Source organism: Bradyrhizobium sp. USDA 223 (assembly GCF_044909005.1).
In the GTDB taxonomy this organism is placed as follows: Bacteria; Pseudomonadota; Alphaproteobacteria; order Rhizobiales; family Xanthobacteraceae; genus Bradyrhizobium; species Bradyrhizobium yuanmingense.
The window spans coordinates 7,863,206-7,876,720 of sequence record NZ_JBIYDR010000001.1 but is presented as its reverse complement, the minus strand read 5'-3'; the positions used below and the strand labels follow the sequence as shown (position 1 = coordinate 7,876,720).

Here is a 13,515-nt window from a genome sequence, read left to right as displayed (position 1 = left end):
CAATCGGCGTTCAATCTCGCGCCTGGGAGCAGCCCTTATGATCTATCTTCGCGTCCTCGCCGCGTCTGCGGCGGTGTTGAGCCTAACCACGTCTTTCGTGTCGGAGGCAGCCGCCAATGGCGAGGTCAACGTCTATACCTACCGCGAGACCAAGCTGATCCAGCCGCTGTTCGATGCGTTCACCAAGGACACGGGCATCAAGGTCAACGTCGTCTCCGCAAGCTCCGGTCTGGAGCAGCGCATGAAGGCGGAAGGGGCCAACAGTCCGGCCGACGTGCTGCTGACGGTGGACATCGGCCGCATCGACGAGGCCGTGCAGGCCGGCGTCACCCAGCCGATCAAGTCGGAGGCGGTCGACAAGGTCGTGCCGGCGCAATATCGCGATCCGGACGGACACTGGGCCGGCATCTCCATGCGCGCGCGCGTGATCTATGTCTCGAATGATCGCGTCAAGCAGGACAAGATCACCTATGAGGAGCTCGCCGATCCCAAGTGGAAGGGCAAGATCTGCATTCGCTCGGGCCAGCACATCTATAACAACGCGCTGTTCGCGGCCTACGCGGCCAAGTACGGCGAGGCCAAGGCCGAGGAATGGCTGCGCGGCCTGAAGGCCAATCTCGCACAGAAGCCGTCGGGCGGCGATCGCGAAGCCGCGCGTGACGTCGCCGCCGGCAAATGCGATATCGGCATCGGCAACACCTATTACTGGGCGCTGATGATGAACAACGATCCCGAGAAGAAGCCGTGGGCGGAGGCGACCCGCGTTATCCTGCCGACCTTCGAGGGTGGCGGCACCCACGTCAACCTCTCCGGCGTGCTGCTCGCCAAGAACGCGCCCAACAAGGCCAACGGTACCAAGCTGATCGAGTGGCTCGTCAGCGAGCAGGCGCAGCAGATGTATGCCGACCAGAACTACGAATATCCGGTTCGGAGCGGTGTCGCCGTCAATGCGACCATCGCCGGCTACGGCAAGCTCGTCCCGGATCCGTTGCCGATCGCAAAGATCGCCGCCAACCGCAAGGCTGCGGCCTCGCTGGTGGATAAGGTCGGCTTTGACAACTGATCTCTGGCGGCCCACGTCTATCGAACTGCTGGAAGCTACGAGCACACGGCCTCGATCGAGGGGCCGTGTGCGCGCCGGTCGCGCCGCAACCGCCATCGCGATCGCAACCGCGATCCTGGTCGCGGCGCCCGTGATCTCGATCGTTGCGCTGGCTCTGCAGCCGGCGTCCGATGTGTGGCACGACCTGATCAACTACGTGTTGCCGGCCGCCCTTCTCGACACTGCCCTTCTGCTCGTCGGGGTCGGCGCGGTCACACTGCTGATCGGCGCCGGCACTGCGTGGGTGATGTCGCGCCACGATTTTGCCGGCCGGGGCATGCTGCTGTGGCTGATGCCGCTGCCGCTGGCGATTCCGACCTATCTTGCGGCGTACGTCTATGCCGATCTGTTCGAACCGCTGGGCCTGGTGCATCGCACCCTGGCGACCTGGCTGCCGCTCGGCGATGCTCTCGGCCTTCTGCCCAACCTCCGCTCGCTGCCGGGCGCCATCTTCGTGATCGGGCTCGTGCTCTATCCTTACGTCTATCTCTCGGCGCGTGCGACGTTCCAGGTTCAGTCAGCCGAATTTGCGGAAGCGGCCACGACGCTGGGCGCCGGCCGATGGACCATCTTGTGGCGCGTTTCACTGCCGATGGCGCGGCCGGCGCTCGCGGTCGGCGTGGCGCTGGTCGCGCTGGAAACGCTCAACGACATCGGAGCCAGCGAATATCTCGGCATCCGCACGCTGACGGTCTCGATCTTCACCACCTGGCTCAACCGCGGCAGCCTCGCCGGTGCAGCGCAGCTCGCATGCCTGATGCTTGCGATCGTCGCCGGCCTGATCGCGATGGAGCGTTACGGCCGTCGCAACGCCAGCATCGAATTCTCGGCCGAAAGCCCGCATGTGAGGCGGCGAACCCCGCTGTCGGGCGCAAGAGCGTCGATCGCGTTCGCGGTCTGCGTGCTGCCGGTGCTGATCGGCTTCGTGGTCCCGCTGTTCTATCTGGCGCATCAGGCTCTCGGCCGCGGCCTGCTTGCAAATTTCGACCCGCTGCTGTGGCGCCACACCTTCCATTCGTTTGCCTTTGCAGGGCTCGCAACGCTCATGGCCTTGATGCTTGCGCTCGCCACCACGATCGCGCATCGCTTACGGCCGGATCCTGTGCGCTATGTCGCGCTGAGCATCGCGCAGGCCGGATACGCGCTGCCGGGCCTCGTCATCGCTCTCGGCCTGCTCACCCCGGTCCTGGCGGTCGACAATGCGCTGAGCGCGGTCGCGACCTGGACCGGACGTTCGCTTCCCGGGCTGGTCCTGGTTGGCTCCGGGATGGCCGTCGTGATCGCCTACACGATTCGTTTTCTGGCTGTGCCGGTCGGCATGATCAAGGCCGGGTTCGACAGCATTCCGAGCGACTATGACGAGAGCGCGCGCGCGGTCGGCGCAGGCCAGGGGGTCATGTTGAGGCAGATCTATCTGCCGTTGCTCCGGCCCGCGATGATTGGCGCCGTTATCATCATGTTCGTCGACTGCCTGAAGGAGCTGCCGGCAACGCTGCTCCTGCGGCCCCTCAACGTCGAAACGCTGTCCACGTCGATCTACCAGTACGCAAGCCGCGGCAATTTCGAGGACGGCGCGCTCGCGGCGCTCCTGATCATCGCCGCGAGCATCGGCCCGGTTGCCTGGCTGACCCGGTTCTCCGAGGTGCCGAGCGGCCCCGCTTGAAGGGGCACATCGTCCGCACATTCATGGCGCTTCGACGAATTGATAGCAAACGCTTGGTTGTCGCCGGCGCCTGCAACCTGCTCAAATCTTCCGCGCGAACATGCGAAAACCGGGCGCGCCGATGATTGCCTCGAAATTCGGATCGCGCTTCTCTTCCGCGAAGACAAAACCCGCCTTCGCGTAGGCGCGCTCGGCCGGCTCGTTGCCGATCAGGAACGATATCGTCGCCCGGGCAAACCCAGCTGCCCGCCCGTTGTCCAGCGCATGCGCGATCAACGCCTGCATCAAGCCGCGACCACGATAGGCAAGGTCGGTCGCGACATGCTCGATCATCCAATCGCCCTCGCCGCCCTGGACCCAGCAAACTCGCGAATAGGCACCGCGCTGGCGGATGGCGTCGAGCTCTGACGCCGTCAGCCCAATTGAGAGACCGACCTCTTCGACCGCGCGCCATGCCGCCGGTCCGGTGCCGGCTGCCGGCACGGCGCAAAGTGCAGCAGCGGGCTTGCCATCAATCTCGGCGACCAGGAACTGCGAAAAATGCCACATCGACACCGCCCGTGCGACGGCGACGCGCGTGACGAAAGCGAGGCACTCCGCTTCCGGCCAGCCGAGCGCCACGTCGAACCAGCCGCGCGGCCGGTGGCCGCGCATCGAATTCAGGATGGTTTGTGCGATGAATTCGGCATCTTCGGGACGCGCGGACCGTATCGTCATGCGCGCCCCTTTAGACGACCTTACGTGTTCTTCAGCGCGACGCGGAATTCGGCTTCGGTCTTGGACTTGATCTCGTCGAGCGTGACGCCGTCGGCGAGCTCGATCAGCGCCATGCCGCCATCGCCGTGCTTGTCGATGGTGAAGACGGCAAGATCAGTGACGACCATGTCGACGACGCGCTCGCCGGTCAGCGGCAGATTGCACCTCTTCAGGAGCTTCGGGCCGTCCTTGGCCGAATGCTCCATCACCACGACGACGCGCTTGACGCCGGCGACGAGATCCATCGCGCCGCCCATGCCCTTGACCATCTTGCCGGGGATCATCCAGTTGGCGAGATCGCCGTTCTGGGCCACCTGCATGGCGCCGAGGATCGAGAGATCCATGTGGCCGCCGCGGATCATGCCGAAGGAATCCGCGCTCGAGAAATACGAGGTCGACGGCAGCTCGCTCACCGTCTGCTTGCCGGCGTTGATGAGATCGGCGTCTTCCTCGCCCTCATAGGGGAACGGCCCCATGCCGAGCATGCCGTTCTCGCTCTGCAAGGAGACGTCCATGCCATCGGGGATGTAGTTCGAGACCAGCGTCGGGATGCCGATGCCGAGATTGACGTAGTAGCCGTCGCGCAATTCCTTCGCGGCGCGCGCGGCCATCTGTTCACGGGTCCAGGCCATGTGAGTCTCCTGTTGCGCTTAAGCGGCGGTACGCGGGCGGGTGTTGCGGAATTCGATGCGCTTCTTGGCCGTGCCGACCTCGACGATGCGCTTCACGAAGATGCCGGGCGTGTGGATGTGGTCGGGATTGAGTTCACCGGCGGGAACCAGATGCTCGACCTCGGCCACCGTGATCTTCGCGGCGGTCGCCATCATCGGGTTAAAGTTGCGCGCGGTCTTGCGGTAGATCAGGTTTCCGGCGGTGTCGCCCTTCCAGGCGTGCACGATGGCGAGGTCGGCGAACAGGCCGCGCTCCATCAGGTACTTCTCGCCGTCGAATTCCTTCACTTCCTTGCCTTCGGCGATCAGCGTGCCGACGCCGGTCTTGGTGTAGAAGGCCGGGATGCCGGCGCCGCCGGCGCGGATGCGCTCGGCCAGCGTGCCCTGCGGATTGAACTCGAGTTCCAGCTCGCCGGCGAGATATTGCTGGGCGAACAGCTTGTTCTCGCCGACATAGGACGAGATCATCTTCTTGATCTGGCGGGTTTCGAGCAGGCGGCTGAGGCCGATGCCGTCGACGCCGGCATTGTTGGAGACCACGGTCAGGCCCTTGACGCCGGAATCCCGGATCGCGTCCGACAGCTCCTCGGCAATGCCGCAGAGGCCGAAGCCGCCCGACATGATCATCATGTTGTCTTTTAGAATGCCTGACAGCGCCGACTTGGCGTCGGGATAGACCTTGTTCATGAAAAAAACCTCGACTGAACCTTCGGCTGGCGGGCGTCGCGCCTCATTGGCGGCGATTATTAGGCGAAATCGTCCGAAGCCGTCAATGATACGGGGTTCTCCGCTCCGCCCCCGGGTGATAGAAGCTGCCCATGCCGTGGGCATAACCGAGCAGCGGCCTTGAAAGCGTCAAGAAAACCCATCAAGTTGCGGTACTTAACACCATAGGATCTGGGCGTTCGGCACACACGTTTCGCGACCCGCCCTTCTGGCTCCAACGACCAACCCGATCAGGACATGCCATTGACCATGGCCCAAGGAATGAAGCGCCTCGGGACGCCGATCGCGGCGCTGCTCGGCGTCGCGCTGATCGCCCTGATCGCGACCTCCTGGCTCATCAACCGCGACGCGCTGCGCAAGGCGGTCGAAGCGCAGATTCGCGACGTCACCGGGCTCGAGCTCAATGTCGCGGGCAGCATCGAGATCTCGGTGCTTCCGGCGAGCTATATCTCCTTCCGCGACGTCGGCCTCAAGGGCGGCGGCACCAGCGCTCCCGCGCTCCAGGTCGACGTGCTCACCGCGAATTTGCGGCTGCTGCCGCTCCTGCTGCAGCGTTTCGAGATCGCCGACCTGACGCTGCTGCGGCCGCGCATCCACGTCAGCCTGAAGCCGGATGGCGAGAGCAACTGGACGCCCTTCATCCAGACCATCGCACGGACCATGAAGCCCGGGGCCGAGAACCAGGTCTCGTTCTCCGAAATCCGCATCCAGGACGGCGTGCTCGATTACGAGGACGTTGCCACGCGTGCCACCGAGAAGCTGGACGACATCGACCTGTCGCTGGCCTGGCCTTCGATCTCCCGCTCCTTTGCCGCGACCGGGCAGTTCGACTGGCGCGGCGAGCGCGTCGACGGCTCGATCAGCTTTTCCGATTTCGTCGCCGCCCTCTCCGGCGACCGCTCCGGCCTGAAGGCACGCATCGCCAGCGCGCCGCTCAAGCTCGCCTTCGACGGCAGCGTCGCCAACCGCACCAGCCCGATGATGGAGGGCACGCTCACGGTGGACAGCCCGTCCTTGCGCAATGCGCTGCGCTGGACCGGGCAGCCGCAGCCCGGCAGCGGCGGCTTCGGCCGCTTCGTGCTGAAGGCGCGCGCCAACGTCGTCGGCGCCTCGATCGCGCTCACCAATGTCAATGTCGAGCTCGACGGCAATGCCGCCGAAGGCGTCATGACCTACGCCAATAACGGCCGGCAGACGCTGCAGGCCACGCTCGCCGCCGACGCGCTCGACTTCACACCTTATATCTCGACGTTCCGCCTGCTCGCGAGCGGCGCGCGCGACTGGAACAGGCAGCTGTTCGACCTCCAGGGATTGTCGACCACCGACCTCGACATGCGCCTGTCGGCGGCCAAGCTGACAGTCGGGCCCACCAAGCTCGGCCGCACCGCGATCGGCGCCAATTTGCGCAACGGCACGCTGGCGCTCTCGGTCGGCGAGGCGCAGGTCTATGGCGGTATCGCGAAAGGCTCGTTCGGCATCGCGCGGTCCGATACGGTCGCCGACATCAAGGCGCAATTCCAGTTCACCGACGTGGATCTGCAGGCCTGCGCCACCGAGCTGTTCGGCCTCAACAAGCTGTCCGGCCGCGGCAATATCAACGTCTCGCTCTTCGCCTCGGGCTCGAGCCCGTTCGGCCTCGTGCAGTCGCTCGACGGCAGCGCCACCGTGACCGGGCATAACGGCGCGATCGCGGGCTTCAATGCCGAGCAGTTGCTGAAGCGGCTGGAGCGGCGGCCGCTGTCGGGCGGCGGCAATTTCCGCAACGGCTCGACGCCATACGACAAGCTCACGATCTCGGTGAAATTCTCCGACGGCATCGCAACCGCCGAAGACATCCGCATCGAGGGCCCGGCGGCCAAGATCACGCTGACCGGCACCGCCTCCGTGCCGACCCGCGAATACGACATGAAGGGCGTGGCGAGCCTCAACACGACGTCCGGCTTTCAATTGCCCTTCATGGTGCAGGGCCCCTGGGACGATCCCCTGATCTTCCCCGATCCCGAAAGCCTGATCCGGCAATCGCCTGCGGCGTCTCCGTTCCTCGACCTCCTCAAGCAGCGCATCACCGGCAGCGGAAAGCGCCCGGCGCAGGACGGATCGCCGACAGCCGAGAACGCCAAGGAGAATGCGAAGTCCAACTGAGGATCGCGTTCCTCTGCCGCTGCCCGATGATCGCGAATTGATCGTGGTGAATTGATGCGGCGATTGGATCGATGCGCGCATGATGCATCTCCGCAGTTGAAACGCTACGACCTTGGTCCGACAAGATGCGTTGATTGCGCTACCACCATGCGCTAGTGTTTTATACGACCGGTTAAAACACCGGCCGTTTGAGGGAGAAAAACGTGAAATCCAAGGTTATTGGCGCAGTTTCATTGGCGGTCGCTGCGGTCGGGCTGTTTGCCGCCACTGCGCCCGCATTTGCGCAACAAAAGACGATCACGGTCTGGTGGGTCAAAGGCTTTTACAAGTCCGAGGACGAAGCGCTCGCCGAGACGATCAAGAAGTTTGAAGCCAAGACCGGCATCAAAGTCGAATTGTCGCAGTACGCGATCCAGGACATGATTCCGAAGACCGTCGCAGCGCTCGATGCCGGCACCGTGCCCGACGTCGCCTATTCCGACAGCTACGACGTGCAGGTGCAGGGCAAGTGGGCCTATGAGGGCAAGCTCGAGGACCTCACCGATGTCATGGACCCGATCAAGGGCCGGTTCGTGCAGAACACGCTGGACGCCTCGATCCTCTACAACGACGTCGCCAAGAAGAAGGCCTATTACGGCTTCCCGCTGAAGCAGCAGAGCATGCACGTCCAAATCTGGGGCGACATGCTGGAGAAAGCCGGCTTCAAGCAGAGTGACATCCCGAACGACTGGACCGGCTACTGGAGCTTCTGGTGCGACAAGGTGCAGCCGGCGATCCGTAAGGCCACAGGCCAGCGCATCTATGCCGTCGGCCAGCCGATGGGCGTGGAATCCACCGACTCGTTCCAATCGTTCTACACCTTCATGGACGCCTACCACGTCAAGCTCGTCGACGACGACGGCAAGCTGCTGGTCGACGACCCCAAGGTCCGCGACGGCCTGATCAAGGCGCTGAAGGACTACACCGACACCTACGTCAAGGGCTGCGCCCCGCCCTCCGCGACCACCTGGAAGGACCCGGACAACAACGTCGCCTTCCACAACAAGACCATCGTGATGACCCACAACTTCACGATCTCGATCGCGGCGAAATGGTACGAGGAATCACAGAATCAGAACGTCACGCCGGAACAGCGCGAGGCCGGCAAGAAGGCCTATGAGCAGGACATCGTCACGGCATCTTTCCCCAAGGCTCCCGATGGCTCGACCATCCAGTATCGCTCGGACGTCAAGACGGGTCTGATCTTCACCGCGGCCAAGAACAAGGCCGAGGGCAAGCAGTTCCTCAACTTCCTGCTCCAGGAAGAGAACATCCGTCCCTACATCGAGGGCGCGCTCGGCCGCTGGTTCCCGGTGACGAAGGAAAGCCAGGAAAGCCCGTTCTGGCAGGCTGACAAGCACCGCAAGGCCGTCTACACGCAGTTCAAGGGCGGCACCTCTCAGTTCGACTTCACCAAGAACTGGAAGTTCACCATTCTGAACAACGAGAACGTGTGGGCGAAGGCGATGAACCGCGTCGTCAGCGAAAAGGTTCCGGTCGACAAGGCCGTCGACGAGCTGATCGCCCGCATCAAGCAGGTCGCGGGCTAAGTCGTCCGCCCCTTCTCTCCGCATCACGGCGGAGAGTGCAACAACACACCGGCCGCGTTTCGCGGCCGGCTTCTCTTTGAAGAGTCCGAAAGAATGGCGATCACCCTCTCTGGCGATCAGGCAATACCCGGCCCGCCCCTGTCGTCGCGGCTGACCCCAGCGCAGGTCTGGGGCATCATCCTGCTAACACCCTATCTGCTCGTCTTCCTTGCCTTTGTCGTCTATCCCGTCTGCTACGGGCTCTGGCTGGCACGCGATCCGGCGAACTATGTGGCGCTGTATCACGACCCGATCTTCGCGCGTGCTGCCGTCAACACGCTGATCTTCCTGGTCGTCGGCATCAACATCAAGATGATGATCGCGCTGTTCCTGTCCGGCTTTTTCGCGCAGCAGCGCACCTGGATCAGATGGCTCTCGGTGATCTTCATCCTGCCCTGGGCGGTGCCGTCGATCCCGACCATCCTGTCGGTGCGCTTCATGCTCAATCCCGAATGGGGCATGGTCAACCAATTCATCTTCTCCCTGACCGGCGATGACGGCCCGAACTGGCTGAACGACCCGACCGTCGCGCTGTGCATGGCGATCGCCGTGCACATCTGGAAGTCGCTGCCGTTCTGGACGCTGATCCTGATCACCGGGCGCCTTGCGATCTCGCACGATCTGTTCGAAGCCGCGGAGGTCGACGGCGCCAGCTGGTGGCAGAAATTCCGCTACATCACCTGGCCCTCGATGCAGACGCTCTACGTCACTTGCACGCTGCTCTCGATGATCTGGACGCTGGGCGATTTCAACAGCGTCTACCTGCTCACCGGCGGCGGACCTGCCGACCTCACGCACGTGCTGGCGACGCTCGGCATCCGCTATCTCCGGCTCGACCAGCTCTCGCTTGCGATGGCATCCATCGTCTGCGCGATGCCGTTCGTCCTGCCACTGGTTTACTTCATGATGAAACGGTTGTCGCGATGAAGCTTCCCTCCCTCCGTGACGTCGCGACGGAAGCGCGGCTGCTGCTGATCGGCATTCCCGTCTTCCTGTGGACAATGATCCCGATCTACCACATGTTCCTGTTCGCGATCTCCCCGAAGGAGGACGCGTTCTCGGGCAAACTGTGGCCGGACCATCCGACGCTGCACAACTTCGAAATCGTGTTCAAGCAGCAGCACTACTTCCTGCGCGACTTCTACGCCCAGTTCTGGAATTCGACGCTGATCGCAGTCTCCGTGGGCGTGCTCACGCTGTTCATCGCGACCGCCGCGGCGTTCGCGATTTCGCGATTGAAGGTGCCGGGCGGCCGCGCGGTGCTGAACCTCGCGCTGTTCACCTATTTCATTCCGGCGGCGTTCCTCGCGGTGCCGATGTATCGCACCATGGGCAATTACGGCCTGCTCAACAATCACTGGTCGCTGATCCTGGCCATGGTGACGATCGCGAGCCCCTACGCGATCTGGGTACTGAAGCAGGCCTCGGACAAGCTGCCGGTAGAGCTCGACGAGGCCGCGGTGATGGACGGCGCCACCACGCTGCAGATCTTCCGCCTGGTCTACCTGCCGCTGATGATGCCCTCGCTGGTCGCGATCGGCACCTATGCGGTGCTGCTGGCCTGGAACGAATATCTTTACGCGTTCCTGCTGCTGTCGAACGACCGCGACATCACGCTCCCCGTCGCGCTCGGCAACTTCCTCGCCGCCGACGACTCGCCCTGGGAGCTCCTGATGACCACCGGCTTCATCTACGCGCTGCCGCCGGCCGCGGTCTATTACGCCTTCCGCCGCTACATGGTGGGCGGGCTCACGGCGGGTGCGGTGAAGTCGTAAGCTCTTCTTTCGTCATTGCGAGCCACCGGGTCCGCGCGGAGCGCGGCCCGATGACAGGCTCCGCGAAGCAATCCAGACTACCTCTGCAGAGACAGACTGGATTGCTTCGTCGCAAGAACTCCTCGCAATGACAGCAGGGCCTCACAGCGGCGCAGCGCTCTCGCCCTGCGAGCTCGACAGCTTCGAAGCGAGCGAGGCGATGACGATGACGACCGCGATCAGCGCGATCACCAGCGTGCAGATCGCGTTGATCTCGGGCTTCACGCCGAGCCGCACCTCCGAATAGATGCGGATCGGCAGCGTCGCCGAGCCGGGGCCGGTGGTGAAGCTCGCGATCACGAGATCGTCGAGCGACAGCGTGAACGCCAGCATCCAGCCCGCGACGATCGCCGGCGCAATCAGCGGCAGCGTCACGGCCACGAACGCACCGACGGGATTGCAGCCGAGATCCATCGCCGCCTCCTCCAGCGAGCGATCGAGCGAGCCGAGGCGCGACTGCACGACCACCGCGACGAAGCACATGGTCAGCGTGGTGTGGGCGATCGTCACCGTCCAGAAACCGCGCTCGGCGTTCAGCGCGACGAACAGCAAGAGCAGCGACAATCCGGTGATCACCTCCGGCATCACCAGTGGGGCGTAGAGCATGCCGGAGAACAGGGTGCGTCCGCGAAAGCGCTCACCGCGCGACAGCGCCACCGCCGCGAGCGTGCCGAGCAGCGTCGCAATGGTCGCGGAGGCGACCGCAACCCGCAGGCTCATCCAGGCCGCCTCGATCATGGCGCGGTCGTTGAAGAACTCATGATACCAGCGCAGCGACCAGCCGCCCCACACCGTCACCAGGCGCGAGGCGTTGAAGGAGTAGAGAACGAGGATCAGGATCGGCAAATAGAGGAACGCCAGCCCCAGTGCGAGCGAGGCGATGTTGAAGCGGGACAGGCGGGAGACCTTGCGCATCGCGCTACCTTCCCTGTTCCAGCTGCCGCTTCTGCAGCCGCTCGTACGCCAAGAGCGGCACCAGCAGCACGACCAGCAACACGATCGCCGCAGCGGAGGCAACCGGCCAGTCCTTGTTGGTGAAGAATTCGAGCCACAGGGTCTGGCCGATCATCAGCGAGTTGGAGCCGGCCAGGAGATCCGGAATCACGAACTCGCCGACGATCGGGATGAAGCACAAGAGCACGCCGGCGCCGACGCCGGGCAGCGACAGCGGGAAGGTGACGAGCCAGAACACCTGCCAGGGCGGCGCGCCGAGATCGGCGGCCGCCTCCTCCAGCGCCGGCTCCATCTTGGCGAGCGTCGCGTAGAGCGGCAGGATCATGAACGGCAGATAGGAATAGACGATGCCGATATACAGCGCGGTGTCGGTGGAGAGCCACACCACGGGCTGGCTGACCAGATGCAGCGCCAGCAGGACCTGGTTCAGCAGGCCGTCGTGCTGGAGGATGTTGATCCAGGCGTAGATGCGGATCAGGAACGAGGTCCAGAACGGCACGATCACCAGCACCATCGCCACGGCCTGCCAGCGCTTGGGCAGCCGCGCCATGCCATAGGCGATGGGATAGCCGATCAGGAGCAGCAGGGCGGTCGCGGTGACCGCGACGGTGAGGCTGCGCACATAGGCGAAGACGTAGATGTCGTCGGAGACGAGCAGCTTGAAATTATCGACCGAGAGCGCAGCGAACGCCGTCTTCAGCGCGTGCCATCCGGCCGTCAGGTCGAACACCGGTTCATAAGGCGGCTGCGCGATCGCGGTCTGCGACAGGCTGATCTTGAGCACGAAGCCGAACGGCACCAGGAAGAACAGCATCATCCAGACATAGGGCGCGATGGCCGCGAAGCGCGCCGGCTTTGCGAAGATGCGGCGCGAGCTCATGATTGCAGCACCACGCAATCGTCAGGCGTGAACCAGGCGACGACATGCTGGTTCAGGCTGTAGGCATCGACGTCGAGCCGCGCGCTGTTGGCGACCGACGCCTGCAGCATCCCGCCGGTGTCGAGCTTCACCTTGTAGGTGGTGGTGCCGCCGAGATAGCAGATGTCGGCGATCACGCCGTCGAGGGTGTTGATCGCGGTCTCGCGACCGGCCTCGTTGACCGGGCCGCGGCGCGACAGCTTGACCTTCTCGGGGCGGATCGCGACCGCCAGTTTTCCGGTGCCGACCGCCTCGCGCGGCTCGGCCACCACCAGCGCCCCCGCATCAGGCGTGCCGATGACGAGACGATGGCCGTCGCGCAATTTGGACTCGCCGTCGAACAGGTTGATGTCGCCGACGAACTCGGCGATCCAGCGCGAGCGCGGCGCCTCGTAGAGCTCGCGGGGGCTCGCGACCTGGGCGAGCTTTCCGGCGTTCATCACGCCGATTCTATCAGCCATCGTCATCGCCTCCTCCTGGTCGTGGGTGACGATGATGAAGGTCATGCCGAGCCGCCGCTGCAGCTCCATCAGCTCGGCTTGCGTGTTTTCGCGCAGCTTCTTGTCGAGCGCTGCGAGCGGCTCGTCGAGCAGCAGGAGCTGCGGGCGGCGCGCCAATGCGCGGGCGAGCGCTACGCGCTGGCGCTGACCGCCGGACAGTTGGTCCGGCTTGCGCTTTTCCAATCCTTCGAGCTTGACCAGCGCCACCATCTCCGCCACGCGCGTGGCGATGTCGGCCCGCGGCATGCCGGCGCGCTTCAGGCCGAAGGCGATGTTGTCGCGCACCGACAGATGCGGGAACAGCGCATAGTTCTGGAACATCATGTTGATCGGGCGCTCATGCGGCAGCGCCTGGGCGATATCCTTGCCGCCGAGCAGGATACGCCCCTCGTCCGGCGCCTCGAAGCCCGCGAGCATGCGCAAGAGCGTGGTCTTGCCGCAGCCGCTCGGGCCGAGCAGCGCGAAGAACTCGCCGGCCTTGATATCGAGCGACACGCCGTCGACGGCGCGGAACGTGCCAAAGGTCTTGGCGACGCCCTCGATGCGCAGCAACGGCTGGCCGGCCGCGGGACATGCGTCTCCGCCAGCCGTTTCAGCCGCAACGTTCGTTCCGGGCAATTCTTCCGCCATGGTCCCTGCC

General features: G+C 64.3%; 12 protein-coding genes. 6 read left to right on the top strand and 6 right to left on the bottom strand.

Annotation, left to right across the window (positions count from 1 at the left end; translation table 11 throughout):
* The first annotated feature begins 37 nt into the window (after window positions 1–37).
* Both ABIA40_RS36695 and ABIA40_RS36690 read left to right on the top strand, forming a co-directional pair.
* Entirely contained in the window at window positions 38–1,063 is a 1,026-nt protein-coding gene (locus ABIA40_RS36695) for a Fe(3+) ABC transporter substrate-binding protein (RefSeq protein WP_404546070.1), read from the top strand.
* Between the two features lie 67 nt (window positions 1,064–1,130).
* Complete coding sequence (locus tag ABIA40_RS36690; RefSeq protein WP_404546068.1) at window positions 1,131–2,765, top strand: ABC transporter permease; 1,635 nt, start codon at window positions 1,131–1,133, stop codon at window positions 2,763–2,765.
* An 81-nt stretch (window positions 2,766–2,846) separates the two neighbouring features.
* Here the strand turns inward: ABIA40_RS36690 and ABIA40_RS36685 are convergent, their stop codons facing one another.
* From ABIA40_RS36685 to ABIA40_RS36675, 3 genes are read right to left on the bottom strand one after another with little or no spacing between them, the layout of a single operon-like run.
* Entirely contained in the window at window positions 2,847–3,482 is a 636-nt protein-coding gene (locus ABIA40_RS36685; protein ID WP_404546066.1) for a GNAT family N-acetyltransferase, read from the bottom strand.
* Between the two features lie 20 nt (window positions 3,483–3,502).
* Window positions 3,503–4,153 (bottom strand): CoA transferase subunit B, encoded by a 651-nt coding sequence (locus ABIA40_RS36680; RefSeq protein WP_035998776.1) that lies wholly within the window; start codon window positions 4,151–4,153, stop codon window positions 3,503–3,505.
* Between the two features lie 18 nt (window positions 4,154–4,171).
* Window positions 4,172–4,879 carry a CoA transferase subunit A gene (locus ABIA40_RS36675; RefSeq protein ID WP_035998773.1) on the bottom strand — a complete coding sequence of 236 codons (708 nt, stop codon included), beginning with the start codon at window positions 4,877–4,879 and terminating at the stop codon, window positions 4,172–4,174.
* Between the two features lie 288 nt (window positions 4,880–5,167).
* On the opposite strand from ABIA40_RS36675, the gene ABIA40_RS36670 reads away from it, so the two are divergent.
* The 4 genes from ABIA40_RS36670 (at window position 5,168) to ABIA40_RS36655 (ending at window position 10,463) form a co-directional block, all read left to right on the top strand.
* Window positions 5,168–7,060, top strand: coding sequence for an AsmA family protein (locus ABIA40_RS36670; RefSeq protein ID WP_198399966.1), 1,893 nt, complete (start codon window positions 5,168–5,170; stop codon window positions 7,058–7,060).
* 203 nt (window positions 7,061–7,263) lie between these two features.
* Window positions 7,264–8,649 carry an ABC transporter substrate-binding protein gene (locus ABIA40_RS36665; RefSeq protein WP_271543023.1) on the top strand — a complete coding sequence of 462 codons (1,386 nt, stop codon included), beginning with the start codon at window positions 7,264–7,266 and terminating at the stop codon, window positions 8,647–8,649.
* Between the two features lie 93 nt (window positions 8,650–8,742).
* Window positions 8,743–9,615, top strand: a complete 873-nt coding sequence (locus tag ABIA40_RS36660; RefSeq protein ID WP_128264147.1) for a carbohydrate ABC transporter permease — start codon at window positions 8,743–8,745, stop codon at window positions 9,613–9,615.
* Complete coding sequence (locus ABIA40_RS36655) at window positions 9,612–10,463, top strand: carbohydrate ABC transporter permease (RefSeq protein ID WP_035998760.1); 852 nt, start codon at window positions 9,612–9,614, stop codon at window positions 10,461–10,463. Before ABIA40_RS36660 ends, ABIA40_RS36655 begins: the two co-directional genes overlap by 4 nt.
* 141 nt (window positions 10,464–10,604) lie before the next feature.
* On the opposite strand, the gene ABIA40_RS36650 is transcribed toward ABIA40_RS36655, so the two are convergent.
* Genes ABIA40_RS36650 through ABIA40_RS36640 form a run of 3 tightly spaced genes read right to left on the bottom strand, consistent with a single transcriptional unit; the run spans window position 10,605 to window position 13,505 of the window.
* Window positions 10,605–11,417 (bottom strand): ABC transporter permease, encoded by an 813-nt coding sequence (locus tag ABIA40_RS36650; RefSeq protein ID WP_157286887.1) that lies wholly within the window; start codon window positions 11,415–11,417, stop codon window positions 10,605–10,607.
* A gap of 4 nt (window positions 11,418–11,421) precedes the next feature.
* Window positions 11,422–12,336, bottom strand: coding sequence for an ABC transporter permease (locus ABIA40_RS36645; protein ID WP_404546062.1), 915 nt, complete (start codon window positions 12,334–12,336; stop codon window positions 11,422–11,424).
* Window positions 12,333–13,505, bottom strand: a complete 1,173-nt coding sequence (locus ABIA40_RS36640; protein ID WP_404546060.1) for an ABC transporter ATP-binding protein — start codon at window positions 13,503–13,505, stop codon at window positions 12,333–12,335. The genes ABIA40_RS36645 and ABIA40_RS36640 overlap by 4 nt, the downstream gene beginning before the upstream one ends.
* Between the last annotated feature and the right edge of the window lie 10 nt (window positions 13,506–13,515).

Bases quoted from the DNA above. Each gene is read 5' to 3' on its own strand.
- ABIA40_RS36640 (WP_404546060.1), bottom strand. From the start codon at position 13,505: ATGGCGGAAGAATTGCCCGGAACGAACGTTGCGGCTGAAACGGCTGGC.
- ABIA40_RS36660 (WP_128264147.1), top strand. From the start codon at position 8,743: ATGGCGATCACCCTCTCTGGCGATCAGGCAATACCCGGCCCGCCCCTG.
- ABIA40_RS36655 (WP_035998760.1), top strand. From the start codon at position 9,612: ATGAAGCTTCCCTCCCTCCGTGACGTCGCGACGGAAGCGCGGCTGCTG.
- ABIA40_RS36695 (WP_404546070.1), top strand. From the start codon at position 38: ATGATCTATCTTCGCGTCCTCGCCGCGTCTGCGGCGGTGTTGAGCCTA.
- ABIA40_RS36645 (WP_404546062.1), bottom strand. From the start codon at position 12,336: ATGAGCTCGCGCCGCATCTTCGCAAAGCCGGCGCGCTTCGCGGCCATC.
- ABIA40_RS36675 (WP_035998773.1), bottom strand. From the start codon at position 4,879: ATGAACAAGGTCTATCCCGACGCCAAGTCGGCGCTGTCAGGCATTCTA.
- ABIA40_RS36670 (WP_198399966.1), top strand. From the start codon at position 5,168: ATGGCCCAAGGAATGAAGCGCCTCGGGACGCCGATCGCGGCGCTGCTC.
- ABIA40_RS36685 (WP_404546066.1), bottom strand. From the start codon at position 3,482: ATGACGATACGGTCCGCGCGTCCCGAAGATGCCGAATTCATCGCACAA.
- ABIA40_RS36680 (WP_035998776.1), bottom strand. From the start codon at position 4,153: ATGGCCTGGACCCGTGAACAGATGGCCGCGCGCGCCGCGAAGGAATTG.
- ABIA40_RS36650 (WP_157286887.1), bottom strand. From the start codon at position 11,417: ATGCGCAAGGTCTCCCGCCTGTCCCGCTTCAACATCGCCTCGCTCGCA.